The sequence below is a fragment of the Rhodanobacter sp. Root480 genome (genome assembly GCF_001426645.1).
GTDB lineage: Bacteria > Pseudomonadota > Gammaproteobacteria > Xanthomonadales > Rhodanobacteraceae > Rhodanobacter > Rhodanobacter ginsenosidimutans.
The window spans coordinates 586,922-604,849 of record NZ_LMEX01000001.1 but is presented as its reverse complement, the minus strand read 5'-3'; the positions used below and the strand labels follow the sequence as shown (position 1 = coordinate 604,849).

Annotated in this window: 13 protein-coding genes; 6 read left to right on the top strand and 7 right to left on the bottom strand. The window is 65.8% G+C overall.

Features of this window, described 5'->3' with window-relative positions:
* Positions 1–152: 152 nt before the first annotated feature.
* Complete coding sequence (locus ASD22_RS02940) at positions 153–2,864, bottom strand: TonB-dependent receptor (protein ID WP_235577488.1); 2,712 nt, start codon at positions 2,862–2,864, stop codon at positions 153–155.
* On the opposite strand from ASD22_RS02940, the gene ASD22_RS16990 reads away from it, so the two are divergent.
* A complete protein-coding gene (locus ASD22_RS16990; RefSeq protein ID WP_235577487.1) occupies positions 2,845–3,321 on the top strand; it encodes a hypothetical protein in 477 nt (158 codons plus the stop codon). The two genes, ASD22_RS02940 and ASD22_RS16990, sit on opposite strands and share 20 nt — an antisense overlap.
* 20 nt (positions 3,322–3,341) lie before the next feature.
* Here the strand turns inward: ASD22_RS16990 and ASD22_RS02935 are convergent, their stop codons facing one another.
* Both ASD22_RS02935 and ASD22_RS02930 read right to left on the bottom strand, forming a co-directional pair.
* Positions 3,342–4,181 (bottom strand): endonuclease/exonuclease/phosphatase family protein, encoded by an 840-nt coding sequence (locus tag ASD22_RS02935; protein WP_056078693.1) that lies wholly within the window; start codon positions 4,179–4,181, stop codon positions 3,342–3,344.
* A gap of 71 nt (positions 4,182–4,252) precedes the next feature.
* Entirely contained in the window at positions 4,253–5,125 is an 873-nt protein-coding gene (locus tag ASD22_RS02930; protein ID WP_056078690.1) for an MBL fold metallo-hydrolase, read from the bottom strand.
* 88 nt (positions 5,126–5,213) lie between these two features.
* Between ASD22_RS02930 and ASD22_RS02925 the strand changes: the two genes are divergently transcribed.
* Entirely contained in the window at positions 5,214–6,116 is a 903-nt protein-coding gene (locus ASD22_RS02925) for a LysR family transcriptional regulator (RefSeq protein ID WP_056078689.1), read from the top strand.
* 46 nt (positions 6,117–6,162) lie between these two features.
* Here ASD22_RS02925 and ASD22_RS02920 read toward each other — a convergent pair whose 3' ends face one another.
* The 3 genes from ASD22_RS02920 to ASD22_RS02910 all read right to left on the bottom strand — a co-directional run bounded on the left by ASD22_RS02920 (position 6,163) and on the right by ASD22_RS02910 (position 12,248).
* Positions 6,163–7,410, bottom strand: coding sequence for a mechanosensitive ion channel domain-containing protein (locus tag ASD22_RS02920; RefSeq protein ID WP_056078685.1), 1,248 nt, complete (start codon positions 7,408–7,410; stop codon positions 6,163–6,165).
* A 78-nt stretch (positions 7,411–7,488) separates the two neighbouring features.
* Positions 7,489–8,790, bottom strand: coding sequence for an MFS transporter (locus tag ASD22_RS02915; RefSeq protein WP_200946310.1), 1,302 nt, complete (start codon positions 8,788–8,790; stop codon positions 7,489–7,491).
* Between the two features lie 302 nt (positions 8,791–9,092).
* Positions 9,093–12,248, bottom strand: a complete 3,156-nt coding sequence (locus ASD22_RS02910; RefSeq protein ID WP_056078682.1) for a cellulase family glycosylhydrolase — start codon at positions 12,246–12,248, stop codon at positions 9,093–9,095.
* Between the two features lie 251 nt (positions 12,249–12,499).
* Here ASD22_RS02910 and ASD22_RS02905 point away from each other — a divergent pair, with 251 nt between their 5' ends.
* The 3 genes from ASD22_RS02905 (at position 12,500) to ASD22_RS02895 (ending at position 16,113) form a co-directional block, all read left to right on the top strand.
* Positions 12,500–13,552, top strand: a complete 1,053-nt coding sequence (locus tag ASD22_RS02905) for a tellurite resistance/C4-dicarboxylate transporter family protein (protein WP_056078678.1) — start codon at positions 12,500–12,502, stop codon at positions 13,550–13,552.
* Between the two features lie 620 nt (positions 13,553–14,172).
* Positions 14,173–14,928, top strand: coding sequence for a M90 family metallopeptidase (locus ASD22_RS02900; protein ID WP_056078674.1), 756 nt, complete (start codon positions 14,173–14,175; stop codon positions 14,926–14,928).
* A 63-nt stretch (positions 14,929–14,991) separates the two neighbouring features.
* A complete protein-coding gene (locus ASD22_RS02895) occupies positions 14,992–16,113 on the top strand; it encodes a DUF2268 domain-containing putative Zn-dependent protease (RefSeq protein WP_235577486.1) in 1,122 nt (373 codons plus the stop codon).
* On the opposite strand, the gene ASD22_RS02890 is transcribed toward ASD22_RS02895, so the two are convergent.
* Complete coding sequence (locus tag ASD22_RS02890) at positions 16,095–16,991, bottom strand: SDR family oxidoreductase (protein WP_056078669.1); 897 nt, start codon at positions 16,989–16,991, stop codon at positions 16,095–16,097. The two genes, ASD22_RS02895 and ASD22_RS02890, sit on opposite strands and share 19 nt — an antisense overlap.
* Before the next feature lie 99 nt (positions 16,992–17,090).
* Here ASD22_RS02890 and ASD22_RS02885 point away from each other — a divergent pair, with 99 nt between their 5' ends.
* Entirely contained in the window at positions 17,091–17,927 is an 837-nt protein-coding gene (locus ASD22_RS02885) for a helix-turn-helix transcriptional regulator (protein WP_056078665.1), read from the top strand.
* Position 17,928: the final 1 nt, after the last annotated feature.

Here is a 17,928-nt window from a genome sequence, read left to right as displayed (position 1 = left end):
CCGCCACACCGGCCATCATCGATTCATGGTTTCGCCGTACATGGCATCCATCTGCTCTGCGGCACCCGCGACGGTCAAACCACCGCGGCGGGCACCGATCGTGGGGGACTCTCATTTCGACCCATCAAGAACTCGCGTGCAAGCCCGCCAGCCTACAGCTTGTAGTTGATGCCGAACAGGATCGTGCGCCCCCAGGTATCGTAGTCCAGCGGGCGGGTCAGCGGCGCGTTGTTGGCCAGGGTGGCGACCTGCACGGTCGAATCCGCCGAATTGGTGAGGTTGGTGACCTGCAGCAGCAGCGACAGGCCGTTGAGGCTGCCGTCGGTAAACGCGTAGCCCAATTGCAGGTCGGTCTGCCGGTTGGCCCGGATCTTGGTGTAGCCCAGCTGATCGAACAGCGCCACGGCCTCGCCGGTGAACGATGAGCGGTAGCGCTCGGCCACGCGTATCGAGAAGCCGTAGCGCTCGTAGAACAGTGCCAGGTTGGCCACCTTGCGCGACAAGCCGGGCAAGGTCTTGGGGCCGCCGGGAATGGACGAGATGGACGACTTCGGAATCGAGCTGTTGGTCAGCGAGAAATTGGCCTGTGCGCCAAACCCTTCCAGTGCGCTCGCCAGCAGCCCACCTTCCAGCGCACCGGACAATTCCAGCCCGTCCATCTTGCCGCCGGTACCGTTCTGCGGCGTGGTGAACGAGCCGATGTTGCTGGTCGGCACCAGGGTGGGGTTGTCGTTGGTGTAGTTGGAAAAGTCGTAGTCCAGCACGGTCTGCTTGTAGATGTAGTTCAGCAGATTCTTGTGGAACACCGCCGCGGCCACGTAGCTGGCCTTGCCGAAATACTTCTCCCAGGACAGGTCGGTGCCGACCGCCACGTAAGGGCGCAGCTGCGGATTGCCGCCGCTCCCCGACCACAAGACCTGACCCGCGCCGGGCCCGTTGGTGATCTGCGACACATGCGCCGACGTCGCCACCTTCTCGTCGTCGATGCGACCGCGCGCCATGCTCTTGGCCAGTCCCAGCCGCAGGTACTGACGTTCGCCGATCTCCGCCACCAGGTTCAGGCTGGGCAGCACGTTGTTGTACGAGGCGCCGTCGCTGATGTTTCCCACCAGCGCATCGCCATTGGTCTGCAGCGCCCTCGACGATTGCTTGGTGCGCACGAACTGCACACCCAGGTTGCCGCGCAGCGGCACGCTGCCCAGGTGCGTGTCGAGGTTGAACTTCACGTAGGCCAGCGGCACCTTTTCCTCGACGGTGTAGTTGCGGCTCCAGTCGCCCTGCCCGTTCTTCTGCACGCGATAGAACTGGCCGCCGTACAACGCGCCCAGCACGTCGTAATTGAGGATGCCGTCGATGCCGCCGTAGCCCAGCGACGTGGGGCGATACAGCATCGCCGGGTCGACCGGCGCGCTGAGGTGCGCCTGGTACGTCTCCCTGGTGGAACCGTTGCCGTTGAGGTAGGCGAAATAGACGTCCGCATGCTTGGTCTTGGTGCGGTCCGACCAGGCCAGGCCCACGTCCATGTCGCTGAAGATCCAGCCCAGCGGATGGCTGGCCTGCAACCGGAACGCGTGGATGGTGTCGTCCTGATGGTCGAACTCGTCGCGGCCGTTGTAGCCATAGCCGGGCGGATCGCTCCACGGACTGCCGGGGTCGGTGAAAACCATCGTGGCCGGATCGGCCAGATCGACGCCGGGCGTGAAATGCGGATAGCCGAACGCGGCCGGCGTGTCGAAATCCACGCTGGTGAAGCCGCCGTCGGCCAGTCCGCTGAACAGGTAGGCGTCGTGCAATTTCACCCGCGCGCTGGATGAGGACAGGTCGGCCATCAAGGTCCAGTCGCCCAGGTACAGCTTGTTGTTCCAGCCGATGGAATAGAGCTTGTCGTGCTCGTGCGTGTATTCGTTCTGCAGGATCGGCGCCACGCCGAGGATCGTGCCGGAGGTGACGATCGGCAGCGGCTCACCCGGCGCGGTTTGCACGTTGTCATAGGACACATGGTCGTACGGGCTGCTCGACCACTGCGCGCCGTTGGTGTAGCGGCGCTTGCTGAAGGTGGAGTAGTACATGTCCAGCTTGGAGTAGTACACGTCGTTCGGCGCCCACTCCACCACGGCCATCACGCCATTGCGCTTCTGCTTCTGCGACTGCGCGCGCAGTTGCATGCCTTCCTGCGAGACCACGTTGTCGGGCATGCCGGGCGTATGCGGGCCGCCCCAGTTCTGGTCGATGCCGGCGCTGCCGTTGTCGGCGCTCCACCACCACGCCTGGTACTGCCGCTCCTGGATCGGCTGGTCGACCACGGAGACGCCCAGCGCGATGCCCAGGGTGTGGTCGAGAAACTGGTCGACGTACGAAAAGCTGGCGCGGTGTCCGCTGGTGCCCGTTCCCGTGCCGGGGTTCAGCGAGCCGTTGCTGTTGTGCGCGCCGCGCAGGTTGAACACGAACGTCCGCTTCGACAGGTCCAGCGGATTGATGGTGTGCAGGTCGACCGTACCCGACAGGCCCTGCCCGACCAGGCTGGCATCGGGCGTCTTGTAGATGGTGACGCCGTTGATCAGCTCGGCCGGGTACTGGTCGTACTCCACGCCGCGGTTCTCGCCCACCGTGGCCTGCTCGCGTCCATCCAGCGTGGTGCCGGCAAAATCGGGCGACAGGCCGCGGATGGAGATGGCGTTGGCGTGGCCGTCGGCGCGCTGGGTGGCCAGGCCTGGCACGCGCGCCAGGCTGTCGGCGATGCTGACGTCGGGCAGCTTGCCGATGTCCTCGGCCGAAATCGCCTCCACGATGTTGTTCGCGTTCTCCTTGGTCTTCATGGAACTGGCGATACTGCCGCTGATGCCGGTGACCACCACCTGGCTCATGTCGGTCACCGTTTTCGCGGGCTTCCTTACAGGCCTTGTGGACGCGGCGCTGGTGTCGCCGGTGTTCGCATCGCCGGCCTTCTGCGGCACCGGTGTGCTGGTGCCGGCGCTCGCCGTCGGCGGTGTACTCGACGTTGTCTGCGCCGATGCGCTCTCCATGCCGGTAATGGCGAGCAGGGCCGCCGCACAGGCAACGGCCAATGGACGGAAACGGGCATGCGCCAGGGATCCCTGCAATGCACAACGCGACTTCATGATGGACGCCTTCTTGTCGGTGGACCTTGTCAGCGGCGTCAAGCAGAGCTGGCGCGCGGCACCTGTTGCGCACGGCTTCGCATCCCGCATCCGGCATGCCGGCAAGTGGCGGAGCTACCCTTCCGCCAGCCACCGGGAGCGCATGCACGCGCCGCCCATGAGCAACGGCGACAAGACAGCACGAGCAATGTGGAGATTATGAAAAGAAAGGCGCCACGCCCGTCAGCGACCGAACTGCGCCACCACCGGGAAATGGTCGGAGGGATAACGCGGGCCGTCATGCGCGTCCACCGTCTGGACGTCCAAAACCCGGAATCCACGACTCAATATCCAGTCGATGCGCCGGTCCGGCGTGCCGGTGAAGTTGTGGAAAGTCCGGTCCGGGCCGGTGCGGTGCGGCGATGTCAGCCAGGCGTCCTGCAGCGTGCGGGTCAGCTCCCGATGCACCGGCGTCTCCGGCCCGCAATTGAAATCACCGGTGAGGATCACTCGCTCGTCCGCGGGAAGCCCGGCGATGCGCTGCAGGATCATGCCGGCACTCAGCATCCGCGCATGCACGTCCTCCAGCCGATACGGGAAATGCGTATTGAAATACGCGAAGCTGCCGCCGCCATCGCGAAAGCGGAACCGGGCCCAGGTGACCATGCGCGGATAAGGTTGCCCCCAGGTCTTGCTGCCGGGCACGTCAGGCGTGTCGGAAAGCCAGAAATCGCCGGAGCGCTCCACCTGCAAGCGATCGGTGCGATAGAACACACCCATGTGCTCGCCCTTGCTGCCGCCGTCGCGCCCCTGCCCGAACCAGGCGTAGCCCGGCAGATGCGCGGCCAGATACTCGCCCTGCTCCTCGGTCAGCTCCTGCGTGCCCAGCACGTCCGGCTGCTCCGCCAGGATCACCTTCACCATCAGCTCGCGCCGGTTCGCCCAGGCATTCATGCCGGTGTCCACCGGTACGCGCACGTTGAACGTCATGACCTTCAACGGCACTTCGGCGGCGACGCCCGTGTCGGCCATGCCAAGCATCGCCGTGCAGGCAAGCAGCGCAAACCAGTGGCGCAGATTCATCGCAAAACTCCGGCGTGGCGTGGGATCGAAGCGCCGAGACTAGCGCGAAAATCTGCGATGAAACATCGCGATCACACGAACGCCCAACCACTTTCGGCACGTGCATCCGCCCGCACCACCGACGTGCCGGGGAAATGCGAGCTGAAATACAGCCTGCCGTCGCGGATGGCGTCCAGCGCCCAGGCGCGCGATCGGCGCGCCTGCTCGCCATCGGCGCAGAACACGGAGTTCCAGTCCGGATGGTGCAGCTGTAGCGGGTGGTGCATCACGTCGCCGCCGAACAAGGCGCTCTCGCCGCCGGAGTTCAGGCTGACCGACATGTGGCCCACGCTGTGGCCCGGCGTGGGATGAAAGCGGAAACCCGCTTCGATCTCTCCGCCACGATCGCCCAGGCGTTGCACCAGCCCCGCGTCGATGATCGGCTGCACGCTGTCGTCGAAGATCATGCGGCGCGGCGCCGCGGCCGGCGTAGCGTAGAAATCCTCTTCCGCCTGCGCGTACACGTACCGCGCGTTCGGAAACGTCGGTTGCCAGCGGCCATCGACGAGACGCGTGTTCCAGCCGACGTGATCCACGTGCAGATGCGTGAGCAGCACGAGGTCGACATCCTCCGGGCGCACGCCCGCGTTGGCCAGCCGCTGCAGGTAGCCGGTATTAAGCCGGTCGAAGACGCGGTTGAACGGCCGCGACTTGCCGTTGCCGATGCCGGTATCGACCAGCACCACCAGCCCGTCGATGCGGATCAGCCAGCTGTGCACGCTCATGATCAGGGTCTGGTCGTCATCGGCGAGCATTTCCGGGTGCATGGCGCCGAGCCACGGGGCGACGGCGGATTCGCTCCAGTCGGGAAAGATCTTCGGCCCAGGCAACGTGGTGAGCAGGCGGTCGGTGATGCGGGTGATGTGGGCGTTGCCCACGCGATAGATCGTGCTTTCGGTCGTCATGGCGGCATCCGCGAAAGGGAGTGCACTACGATGGGGGCCCGCGCGCGATGAGCGTTAGCGCGTCGCTTGCATACCCGGTATCCAACCCATGGATATGAAACGCGCCGATATCGGCCTGTTGCTGTCGCTGGACGTGTTGCTCGATGAGCGCCACGTCAGCCGCGCCGCCGTCCGCTTGAACCTCAGCCAGTCGGCGATGAGCAGCCAGCTTGCGCGATTGCGGGAGTGGTTCGGCGACGCGTTGCTGATTCCGTCGGGCAAGGGTCGTGGCATGGTCCTGACGCCGCGCGCCGAGGCCTTGCAGGGGCCGCTTCGCGCCGCTCTCCAGACGTTGAACGAGGCCATCACAGCGAACGCGTTCGACCCGCAGCACGATGCTCGCACCTTCACCATCGCCGCCAACGACAATGCCTTTTCGGCGCTGGTACGGCCGCTGGCGCAGGCGGTGTTGCGGGAGGCGCCGAGAATCCGTCTGCGCTGCATCGCACCCGATTACGCCGACATGGCGCCGCGCATGGAGCGCGGCGACGTGGATCTCTACCTCGGGGCAGCGCGCATGGTGGCGCCCTCGTTGAAGCAACGGCTGCTGCTTCGCGACGACTTTTGCGTGGCCCGCCGCCATGACGATCCGGCGCCCATGGACATGGCCGTCTATACGTCGCGCCCGCACGTGCTGATCTCACCCGCCGGCCAGTTCTCCAGCATCATCGACGATGCGCTGGCCAACCTGCAGCAGAAGCGCCGCGTGGCCATGACGGTGGCCACGTATACGCAGGCGGCCAGCATGGTGGCCAGCTCCGACGCCGTGGCCACCTTGCCCAGCGCGTTCCTGCGCAGCCTGGGTTTCTCGCTGCGCATCGATCCCCTGCCCTTTGCGCTCGACGCGTTCGACTACGCGATGGCCTGGCATCCGCGCGTGCACGACGATCCCGCCCACCGCTGGTTGCGCGAGCGCCTCCTCGCCGGGCTGCACGACGGTCCCGGCGCATAGGCGGGAGACGAAGCCGCTTCACCTGGCGCGCCGGCATCCGTTATCGCTACGCCGTGACGGTCGCACCTTCCGCGTCGACGCGATGCAGGCCGGCGCGCATGTCCGCGCCGGTCGGCTGCTGGAACAGCGACAAGCCGAACTCGGGCAGGATCGCGATCAAATGATCGAAGATGTCGCCCTGCACGTTGTTGTGCGCCACAAAGCCGGTGTCCACGGTGTAGCCGTAGATCTGCAGCGGCAGGCCGGTGGGGCCGGGGTCCAGTTGCCGTACCGCCCAGAACAGGTCGGTGTTCACCCCGGGATGGGCCAGCACATAAGCCTGCATGTAGGCGCGGAAACTGCCGATGTTGCTGAGCCGGCGCTGGTTGATGGGCAGCTTGCCCGCCTCGCCTTCGGCGGCATTCCACTGCGCGATTTCCTCCTGCTTGCGCTCGAAATAGCCGTCCAGCAATTTGAACTGGCGCAGGTGCTCGATCTCCTCGGGCTTCAGGAACCGCACGCTGGTCAGGTCGATGTTGAGCGCCCGCCGTATCCGTCGCCCGGTGGCGTACATGTGGCGGTAATTGCGGTACGACTTGGAGATCAGGTGCCAGGTGGGCACGGTGCTGATGGTCTTGTCCCAGTTGACCACCTTGATCGTATGCAGGGCGATTTCCACCACGTCGCCGTCCACGTTGTCCTCCGGCAACGAAATCCAGTCGCCCACTTTCAGCATGTCGTTGGAGCTCAGCTGGATGCTGGCCACCACCGACATGATGGTGTCCTTGAAAATCAGCAGCAGCACCGCCGACACCGCACCCAACCCGGCCAGCAGCGACAGCGCCGAGCGATCCACCAGCACCGCGACGATCACGATGCCGCCGATCAGCCACACGAAGATCTTGACCAGCTGTACGTAGCCCTTGATCGAGCGCTCGCGCCCGCGCGGGCTGGCCTGGTAAAGATCCTCCAGCGCCGACAGCGCGGCGTTGAGCGCCAACACCACATACAGCGCGACCAGCGCCATCGTCAGCGTCGACACCAGCGTATCCACCAGCACGGGGACGCCCGGCACCCAGCCGATACCGCGATGCAGGACCAGCATTGGCGCCACCTGCGCCAGCCGGCGGAAAACGCCGCGCTTTAGCAGTGCGTCATCCCAGTGCCAGGCCGTGCGCCGACTCACCGTCGTCATCACCCGCACGAGCACATGACGCACCAGCCACGCCACCAACCAGGCCACCGCCAGCAGCGCCACGCCACCCAGCACGGTATGCACCCACGCCGGCGCCAACAAGACCTTCAAATCATCCATCAAGCCCTTCCGTCACGCTGAAAACCGCCCCCTACTGTAGGGGCATGGACCCGGAAGGCCAACGCGGCAACGCGACACTCAGGTCACGCGTTCGCCTGCCGCCACGCGAACGGCGATCACATCCGCCGGTGTCGGATGGATGGTCAAACGCAGGCGCCCGCCCGCCATCGACAAGCGCAAGCGCCGATGCCGGACCAGATAGATGACAGCCACCGCAGCCGCCGCCAACCCCGCCAGCGCGCCGACGCCCAACGCCCAGCGCGCACCGAAACGGTCGACCACCCAACCCACCAGCGGCGCCCCGATCGGCGTGCCGCCCATCACCACGGCAATGCGCAGCGCCAGCACCCGGCCGCGCATGGTGCGCTCGGTGGTGAGCTGCATCATCGAGTTGCTGGCAGTCATGAAAGTGAGCGCGGCCAGACCTACGAAAAACAGCACGATCGCGAACAGCAACGGGCTGGGCATCACTGCCGCCACTGCCACGGCGATGCCGAACGCGCCCGCGGACACCGCCATCAGCACCATGCCGGGGAACGGGCGGCTGGCGGAAAACAAGGCGCCGCACATGGTTCCCGCCGCCATCGCCGAGGTCAGCAAGCCGTACTGGCCGGCATCGCCATGGAACACGGTGACCGACATGGTCGAGATGAAGATGGCGAAGTTGAAACCGAACGTGCCCAGCAGCAAAAGCATCACCAGCACCGCGATCAGGTCGGGACGCTGGCCCACGTAGCGAAAGCCGGCCAGCAGGCTGCCACGCGTGCGCGGTGGCCGCGGCTCGACCAGCAATTCGTGCAGGCGAAGAAACCCCAGCGAGATCAGCACGGCCCCGTAGGAGCCGGCGTTGATCACAAACAACCAGCCCTCGCCCACCGCGGCGATCAACACGCCCGCCACGGCGGGGCCGAGCATGCGTGCCGCGTTGAACGAGGCCGAGTTCAGCGCCACCGCATTGGCCAGGTCGTCGTCGCTGACCAGATCCGACACGAACGCCTGCCGCGCCGGCGCGTCGAACGCCGTCACGCAACCGAGCAACAATGCAAAGCCATACACATGCCACAGCTGCACCACGCCGGTGAGGGTGACAAGCCCGAGGCCCAACGCCAGCAGGCCGGCCGCGCCCTGGGTGAGCATCAGCAGCTTGCGCCGGTCCATGTGGTCGGCGGCGAAACCGGACAACGGCAACAGCAACAGGGGCGGCCCGAACTGCAACGCCATCACCGTACCCACTGCCGTGGCGTTGTGCTGGGTGAGCACGGTAAGCACCAGCCAGTCCTGCCCGATGCGCTGCATCCAGGTACCCACGTTGGACACCAGCGCGCCAGCGGCCCACAGCCGGTAGTTGTAATTCCTCAACGAGTGGAACATGCGGTTCATTGCGTGCCTGACAACTCCATGGGCGCGTGGCCGCCGTTCAACCCGATGAAACCCGCGCCGCGAACGCACGACGAACGCCACCGACGAACGAAAGCATCGGACCCGTGAGCATGGTGTGCCCGCATGGCAGGCAGACGATGGAGCGGGGGCATGGGGACGGTTCGGGCGCAGGTGACGGCGGCAGGATCGGCCGCCATCGACAAGGTTACATGGTGTCCCCCGCAAGCTTCCCGTGCCAGACGTCGCGATGGGCAGCGGCGACGCCAGCATCCGCCGCGAACAAGCTGCTCATCCGACGCGCACTACTTCGCTGCGGCAGGCTCTTGCATCCCCGCGTTGTAGGAAGCCAGCACCGCCCCACTCGCCCGATCGAGCAAGACCATCGCGCCTCGCTGCGCGCCGAGGGTGAAATGGATCCTTGCACCGGTGACGGTGTCCTTGATGTCGACGGTCTGGTCCTGCAGCGAATCGGAGGCAAAGCTGTACAGCACGGCGTCGTCGAGCACGGTGGGGAACGCCAGCACGCCCGGCGACAGCGACTGCAGTTGGGTGAATGCGGGAGCGACGCCGGCCTGCGCCAGCGCCCACGCATACAGCGCCGCCTGCGTGTCGTAGCCCTCGGCGAACGCCACCGGATCGGCCACCCAGATCAGCTTGCCCTTGCCGTGGCGCACGACCTTCAGCGAGGCGCCGTCGTCGAACCGCATGCTTTCAATCGGCGCCTGCTGCACGCTGGCCGGATAGCTGAGCTGCAACGGATGCTCGCGACCCGGCAAGCTCAGCGTGGATTGCCGTACCGCGATGGGGAACACGTCCGCCTTCAGCTTCAGTGGGGCCAGCCGGTCGACCGCCTGCCAGTGCTCGTTGCGCTGCACCGGCCCGGACACCAGCAGGCAGCCACCGTCGGCCACGTAGTCGAGCAGGTGTTGCCATGCGTCGTCGGTCAGTGCCTGCGCCGCCGGCAGGATCACCAGTTTCGGCTGGCCGAGCTCGGCCAGCCGATTCTCGGGCAGCAACCGCGCAGGCGTGTGGGTGTCGTAGGCCAAGGCGCGCAGCGATTTTTTCTGGGTGGCCATGGCCAGGTCGCGCATGCCGCTGTAGAGCAGCGACTGCGAGGTCACCATGATGACGGCCGGCGCTTCGATGCGGGTGAAGCTCGCCGGGCTTGCCGCCACAAAACGGGCGAACCCGGCCAGCACCCGTGCCTCGGGCTTCTCGGTGCCGTCCACGCGGATCGCGCCGATCGGTGTCTCGTTGTCGTTGGCCATGCGGGCGTTGACGTTCCACACCCACTCGATGCCGCCCGCACCCTGGGCGAACGAGATCGCCATCTTGCGTTCGAGTTGCCAACCCTCGATCTGCGGGGAAAAGCGCAGCCGGTCGCGCTGGCCCAGCCGCCGCTGCTCACCCAGCTCCTGGATCAGCATCGGCTGGCCCGGCAATTTCGCCGACAGGCCCGCCCACAACGCGCTGTCGAAATCCCACCACAGATGCGTGGTGGTGAAATCCACCAGCGGCGAGAAAAACGCTGGCGACAAGCGCGTCGCCACGCCGCCCTCCTCCTGACCCACAACCACCAATTGATTGGAGCCGACGTCGCGGAGCGTGGCGCGCATGTGTTTCACCCAGTCCTTGAAGACGGACTGGGTGAACAGGTAATAGTCGTAGACCTTCAGCGGATTGGCGCCGGCGCGCACGCCATCCGGATCGAATGCACCGGCGACGGGCAAGGCGAACGGATCGGCGGCACCTGCCTCGGGCGGCGCCACGTCCGGTTTCGACTGCAGCGCCCGCCCCTTGCCGAACGACGGCTCCGACCACGCCGCCAGCAGCGCGGCCTGATCCGGGTAACGCTGCTTCAGCCAGCGCCGCCACGCCTGCTGCTCCAGAGCGTCGCCCTGCGGCAGCGTCTTCCACAAGTTGGTGTTGGCACTGGGTTCGTTGATCAGGTCCCACAGCAGAAACGGCACGTCGTGGAAGCGCTGCACCAGCGAATGGACGAAGCGATCCTGCATGGCCAGCGCGGCCGGATCGAGATAGGCATTGCCGGCGCCGAACGTCTCGGGAAGGAAGGCGAACAGGTTGAACTGCACGGGAAGGTCATTTCGCCGCGCCGTCATCAGCATGGCCTCGACCGCGCGCAGGGTCGCCTCGCTGGCCGACTTGTCCGGGTTCACCAACCGGTTCCAGGCCGACCAGATGCCGGTGCGGATCATGTTCAATCCACCGGCGCGGATCTGTTTCAGGTCCCGGTCCCACACCCACACATTGGGTTTGCGCAGGTAGTCGCGATCGACATCGCCCGCCATGTAGGTGGTGCCGACCACCGGCAGCGGCTTGCCGTCGAGCTGGAAATAATCGCCGTTGACGGTGAGCTTCGGGCCGCTGCGCAGATACGCCAGGTCGCGCATCCAGAAGCCCGAACGATACGTCCACACCGGCGCACCGTTGCGCTCCAGCGTGGCCTCGACCACATGCAGGCCCGCGCCTTCGGCCGCCTGTTTCGGCAAGGTCACGGGCTGCGTGGGATCGGCCTTGAAGCTGTAGTGCTGGGCCGCACCGGTGTCCGCATGCACGCTGACCTTGAGCGTGTCGCCGGCCTCTACCGTCGTTCCACGCGCCGGCTCGAACTGGAATTGCAGCGCTTCGCCCTGCACGAACAGCGGCATGCGCGGGCGGAACGTGAAGCGGTCATCCTGCCGCAACGCCAGCGCCTGCAGTCGCTGCAGCAAGTGGGAGTTGGCGAAGGCATCACCGTCCGGATCGCAGGCCAGGAAGATCCAGCGCCCGCCCACGAAACGATGCTGCACGTGATCGACCAGCAACGCCGGCGCCGCCAGCTTGTGACCATCGCGCGCGCCCCAGGCCAGCGTGGTCAGAAAGGCATCCTCACTGCCGTTGTTGGCCGCCGTGTCCTTGGGGTCCATCACCACCGAAAGGCGGATCACCGGACTCCACGCCTGCTTCCAGCCGAACGCTGGCAGCGCCGGCGCCACATCCGCATTCAGCTCGAACTGCAGCGCCTGCGAACCGGGCGTGGGCTGCCAACCCTGGATGAAAAGCTCCAGCGACGCCGCCACGCTGGACTCGCGCAACCGCCACTTGTTGCCGTCGCGATAAGCCGCCCGCGTGAACGGCTTGCCGCCCAGCACGATCAGGTTTCCACCGCGGTCGAGGTAACGCAGGATGGACGGCCACGCCGCCTCGGGATAGGTCGAGCCATAAGGCAGCACGAGCAGCTTCGTCTGCGCCGAGCCGAGCGCCGCCTCGAGCTGTGCCGCGTTCACCATGCGTGCGTCGGGAAATCCTGCCGCCAGCGCCGCGGTGGGCACCGGCGACGTATCGGCCGCGGGAAAACCGGGCTGCTGGAAAACCACCGTTCCGTCAGCGGCCAGCGCGGCCGGCACGATGCAGCCGCCAAGGACAACCAGCCACAGGAATCGCAGGAAGAAAGACATGGAACGTTCCCCGGAAAAGTCGGCGTCGGCCCGATCAGGAGCCTGCAAAAGGTAGCAGCGCTTGCGCAATCGCCGGACGGCCCAGCCCAACCACTTTCCGCCGCGATCATGGTAGATAACGTTACCATGCCATGACGGATCATGGGCAACGTGAAACCAGGCGTTCTCCATCGCGCCACGTTGAAGAAGACCGTGGCATCGTTGAGCCGCTTTCCCGACCGGCCTGCCCCGGCCCCACGGCATAGAAGCCCATGCATCCGAACGCGTTGTCGATGGTCGTGCGCTCGCGAATCCGCCATCTCAATCCCGGCTGCTTCGCGCTGGTGATGGCCACCGGCATCGTGTCGATCGACGTCAGCCAGCACGGCATGGCCCTGCTGGCGCAGGCGCTGTTCGGCCTGAATCTGCTGGCGTATGTCGTGCTGCTGGTGATGAGCGTGCTGCGCCTGCTGCACTTTCCGCGCGAGCTGCTGGCCGATTTCGTAAGCCCCGGCCGGGGTGCGGGTTTTCTTACCCTGGCGGCGGGTACCTGCGTGCTCGGCAGCCAATGCCTGCTGGTGGTGTCCCTGCCCCGGCTTGCCGATGGTTTGCTGGCGGTCGGCGCATTGAGCTGGATCGGCCTGGTCTACCTGTTCCTCGCCGCCACCATCACCGCGCGCATCAAGCGCGGCTTTACCCGCAGCATCAACGGCGGCTGGCTGGTGGCTGTGGTGGCAACGCAGGCGCTGGCCGTGTTGCTGGTGCTGCGCACGGCCAGCGGGTCGCCGCTCAGCCCGGCATGGTTGTTCACGGCGCTGTGCCTGTACCTGCTGGGCGCGGCGCTGTACTTGTTGATCATCACGCTGGTGGTGTATCGCCTGGTGTTTTTCCCCTTGCGTGCCCGCGATTTCACCCCGCCGTACTGGATCAACATGGGCGCGCTGGCGATCACCGCGCTGGCCGGCAGCCTGCTGGTGCGGCACATCCCGGCATCGGGTTCGCTGGCGCAGCTGTTGCCGTTCGTGAAAGGGTTCACGCTGTTCTTCTGGGCGACCGCCACCTGGTGGATACCGTTGCTGCTGCTTCTGGAAGGTTGGCGATACGCCTGGCGGCATGTGCCGCTGCGCTATGAAGCGGACGACTGGGACATCGTTTTTCCGGTGGGTATGTACACCGTGGCCACGTATGAACTGGCGCAGGCGCTGCAGCTGGATTTCCTGCAGATCATCCCGGACGCGGGCGTGTATGTGAGCCTGGCGGTGTGGTTGTTCTTCGCCGTCGCCGGCTTGCTGCGCGCTTTTCGACGCCGCGCCACACAGGCCTGACACGCGCGTATGCGGGGCCTTTTGTCGCACCGCGTGGTTTCGCCCCGAAGCAACCGGGCCCCGGCCCGCCAGACATGCTACAATCGCGCTGCAAATAACTGTAAACAAAGGAAAAAAGGAGGCACAAAATCAAAACTTCAATCATGTCACTGTTCTACCGTAGCCCACGGGCCAAGCGGTCTGGCACGACCTCTGATTCACCCGTCAATCGCGCAGTCCATCTGCCCGAGGGCTTTTTCATCCACCGCCCACACCGTCGCTCACGCATGCGCGACAGCAGCTACACCACGGGCACCTACGCCAGCCGTCCCGTCTACCGCAATGGTCTTGCGCGACAGCAGGCATTTCGCGTGATCTAGCATCACGCAGTGAACCACTCGACCTGAGCCGGTTCACCACATGTTTCATGCGGGGGATGCGAGGCGGCGCCACGGGCGGCTGACCATCGGCTGCAGAGGCACCAGCCACGCATCCCGAGGCGGATTCTCCGCATCGCGTTTCCACCACCACACACGGCTTCATCCTCGACGCAGGTGTCAGGGTGCGGCGATCGGTGCACGGGCTTGCAAAAGCGCGGCACCGAAGCCATGAGTGTCTGATCGAACACGTTGGCAGCATCCATGTTCAAGCTCATCCGAAACTGGCGCGAGCGGCGCGTCGTCGCGCAGCATCCGATTGCCGAAGACCTCTGGCGCAAGGCGCTGCAGCGCTGTGCGCCGGCACGTCGGTTGGGCGCTTCCGATCAGGCAACGCTGCGCGTGCTGGCCACGCTGTTTCTGCACCGCAAATCCATCGAGCCGGTCGAAGGGGTTGAACTGGACGACGCTGATCGCGTGCTGCTGGCAACGCACGCATGCCTGCCCATCCTGAAGCTGGGCCTGGACTGGTACGACGGCTGGCACAGCGTCATCGTGTACCCCGCCGCTTTCATCCCGCGCCACTCGCATATGGACGACGCGGGCGTGGTCCACCAATCCGATGCCGTGTTGTCGGGCGAAGCGTGGGGCCGCGGCCCGGTGATCCTGTCGTGGGAGGACGTGCTGCACATCGGGGAGACGCCCGGCCACAACGTGGTCATCCACGAAATGGCGCACAAACTCGACATGCTCAATGGCGACGCCAACGGCTTCCCGCCGATGCACCGGCGAATGGACCACCGCGTGTGGTGGAAGGTTTTCTCCAACGCCTGGGATCGCCTGAAGGATGCGCACCGCAACGGCGCCGAGTTGCCGATCGACCCGTACGCTCTGGAAAACCCGGCCGAATTCTTCGCAGTGGCCAGCGAGCAGTTCTTCGAAACGCCCGCAGCGCTGCGCCAGCACCTGCCTAAGGTGTACCGCCAGCTTGAGCTGTTCTATCGGCAGCACCCGTATTGAGCGTGAACTGTTCCTTCTCCCGCTGCGCGGGAGAAGGTGCCCGGAGGGCGGATGAGGGCGCTTTTGGCCGGTGCGGAAAGCAACAGCGCGGCTATGCCGCGCGCCCCCTTCCGCCTTCGGCACCTTCCCCCGCGCAGCGGGGGAAGGAATCAGGTAGGACGATTTATTGCGGATAACATGCACGCGAATAAATCCACGCCATCAGGACCCCACGTGCGCCGATCGATTCTCATGCTCCTGCTCGTGCTGTTCAGCACCTTCGCACACGCCGCGACCCAACCCGAACCACCCTCGATCACCTCGCGACAACCCGTCGTGCGCATCGACGATGTCGCGCGCTTCTATGCGGTCTACGACAAGGCCGAAGGCAAACCCTCGGCCGCGGCGCTCCAGGCGGGTTACCTCGACGCCGGGTCACCGGGCCTGCAGCAATTCGTGACGGCGCGGATTTCCTCCGCCCAAAAACTGGCGGATGCCATCGCCAAGTCGCCGCAGGATTTTCGCAACGCACGCCGCTGCGTACCGATGCTTCCGGCGGCGCGCGACCAGCTGCGGCAGGTGTTTTCCGAGTTGACCAAGCTCGATCCGCAGGCGACGTTTCCACCGGTGACGATCGTCATCGGCCGCAACAACACCGGCGGTACCACCACCGCGAACGGCGTCACCATAGGCCTCGAAGTGATCTGCCGATCGAACTGGCTGACCCCCGACATCACCCAGCGGCTGGTGCACCTGATCGCCCACGAATACGTGCACGTGCAGCAGCCGGCGGCGCAGGTGGCTCCGCCGGCCAATGCCACCGTGCTGTTTGCCTCGCTGGTGGAAGGCGGCGCCGAATTCATCGGCGAGCTGACCTCGGGCGAAGTTCTGAATGTCCACCTGAAGCGCTGGACGCAGGACAAGGCGTGCCGCATCGAACGCGATTTCCAGACGCACGCCATGGATACCGACATGTCCCACTGGCTGTACAACGGCCCCGGCACACCCCAAGCGCCGGGCGACCTCGGCTACTGGGTGGGTTACCGCATCGCGCGCGCATACTACGCGCACGCCAGCGACAAGCCGCGCGCGATCCAGGACATCCTCAACGTCAACAACGACAACGCGGCCAGCTTTCTCGAACGAAGCGGCTGGCGCGCGGATGAGGACTGCGCTGCTGCATCCGCTCAGTCCCGACGCGAATAATCCATGTGCTTGAGGTCGTCCATCAGGCTCGGCCCGGTCGGATGCCAGTCCAGCACGCGCCGCGTCCATGCGCTCGACGCGGACAGATCGAGGCCCACGAAGCCACCCAGCCAGCCGAAATGATCCGGCGCCTCACTGGCGTCGATCGATTTGACCGGCACATCCAGGCCCGCGCCAATCACCTGCGCAATGTCGCGAACGCAAACGCCCTCCTCGTCGACGGCGTGATAGCGCTCGCCGGGTTTGCACTTCTCGATCGCCAGCCGATACAGCCTGGCCACATCGAGCACATGCGCGGCGGGCCAGCGGTTCAGTCCCTCGCCAACGTAAGCCGACACGCCCTTCTCGCGGGCGATGTCGATCAGCGGACTGACGAGGCCCTGGCGAACGGTGTCGTGCACCTGCGGCAGCCGCATCACCGACACGGCCACGCCGGCGGCCAGCATTTCCGCACCGGCCAGTTCCGACGCCATGCGCGGGTTGGGGTGCTCCGGGTTGAAGACGTCCTCCATTGCAGGCTGGCCCGCCGCCGAGCTTCCCGCACCCGTGCCCGAGGTCAGCAACAGGGGCCGCGAGGATCCCGCCAGTGCCGAACCCAGCGCCTTGATCGCCCGCGCGTCCTTTTCGCAGTTGGCCACGAAATGGGCGAAATCATGATCGAACGCGGTATGGATCACCGCGTCGGCGGCGGCCGCACCACGCCGCAGGCTGTCCAGGTCTTCCAGCAGCCCGAAATGCGGTTCCGCGCCCGCGGCAACGAGTGCCTTGGCGCCCTCTTCCGACCGGGTCATGCCCACGACCTGATGACCGGCCGCCAGCAGTTCCGGCACGATGCGCGAACCGATGAATCCGGTGGCGCCGGTAAGAAAAATACGCATGGAATCGCCTCTTGTTGGGTTGTCAAAGCGATCCTATGCCCGAAAATATACGGGTAAAGTAGTTGCATTATCCTGGTATAAAAACCAACAGGAACGCCCATGCCCGCGACCACCGCCAATCATCTCGGCACCTATCTGAAGGATCGCCGCACCCGCCTCGACCCGGCGACGTTCGGCTTCGCGGGCGGACGCCGGCGCACGCCGGGCCTGCGCCGGGAAGAAGTCGCCCAGCGCGCCAACATTAGCCCCACCTGGTACACATGGCTGGAACAGGGGCGTGGCGGCGCACCGTCGGCCGAGGTGCTGGGCCGCATCGCGGACGGGTTGATGCTGACCGAGTCCGAACGCGAGCATCTCTTCATGCTCGGCCTCGGTCATCCGCCCGGGGTTCGCTACAAGGCCACCGAGGGCGTGACGCCACGGCTGCAACGCGTGCTGGACGCGCTGGAGGCGAGCCCGGCGATCGTCAAGACCGCGCTGTGGGATGTGGTTGCGTGGAACCGCGCCGCGGCGGCGGTGCTTACCGACTACAGCAAACTGCCTCCGTCGGAGCGCAATATCCTGCGCCTGCTCTTTTCCGATTCACGGGTACGCGCCGCGCAGCCGGACTGGCAACGCGTGGCCCGTTTCGTCGTGGGCGCCTTTCGTGCGGACGCGACCCGCGCCGGTGCGGGCGCGGAAATCGACCGGTTCGTGGACGAGATGTCCCGGCTCAGTCCCGAATTCGAAAAACTGTGGTTGGCCAACGACGTCCACGCCTATGGCGAAGGCGTGAAACGCCTGCGCCATGCGGAGCTGGGCCTGCTGGAACTCGAGTTCTCCGCCTTTGGCGTCGACGGGCGATCGGACCTGGGGATGATCGTGTTCAACCCGGTGAAGGCGAAAGATGCGCAGCGCCTGCGTGCCTACATCGAGGCCAAGGCGGCGTCGGCTTGAA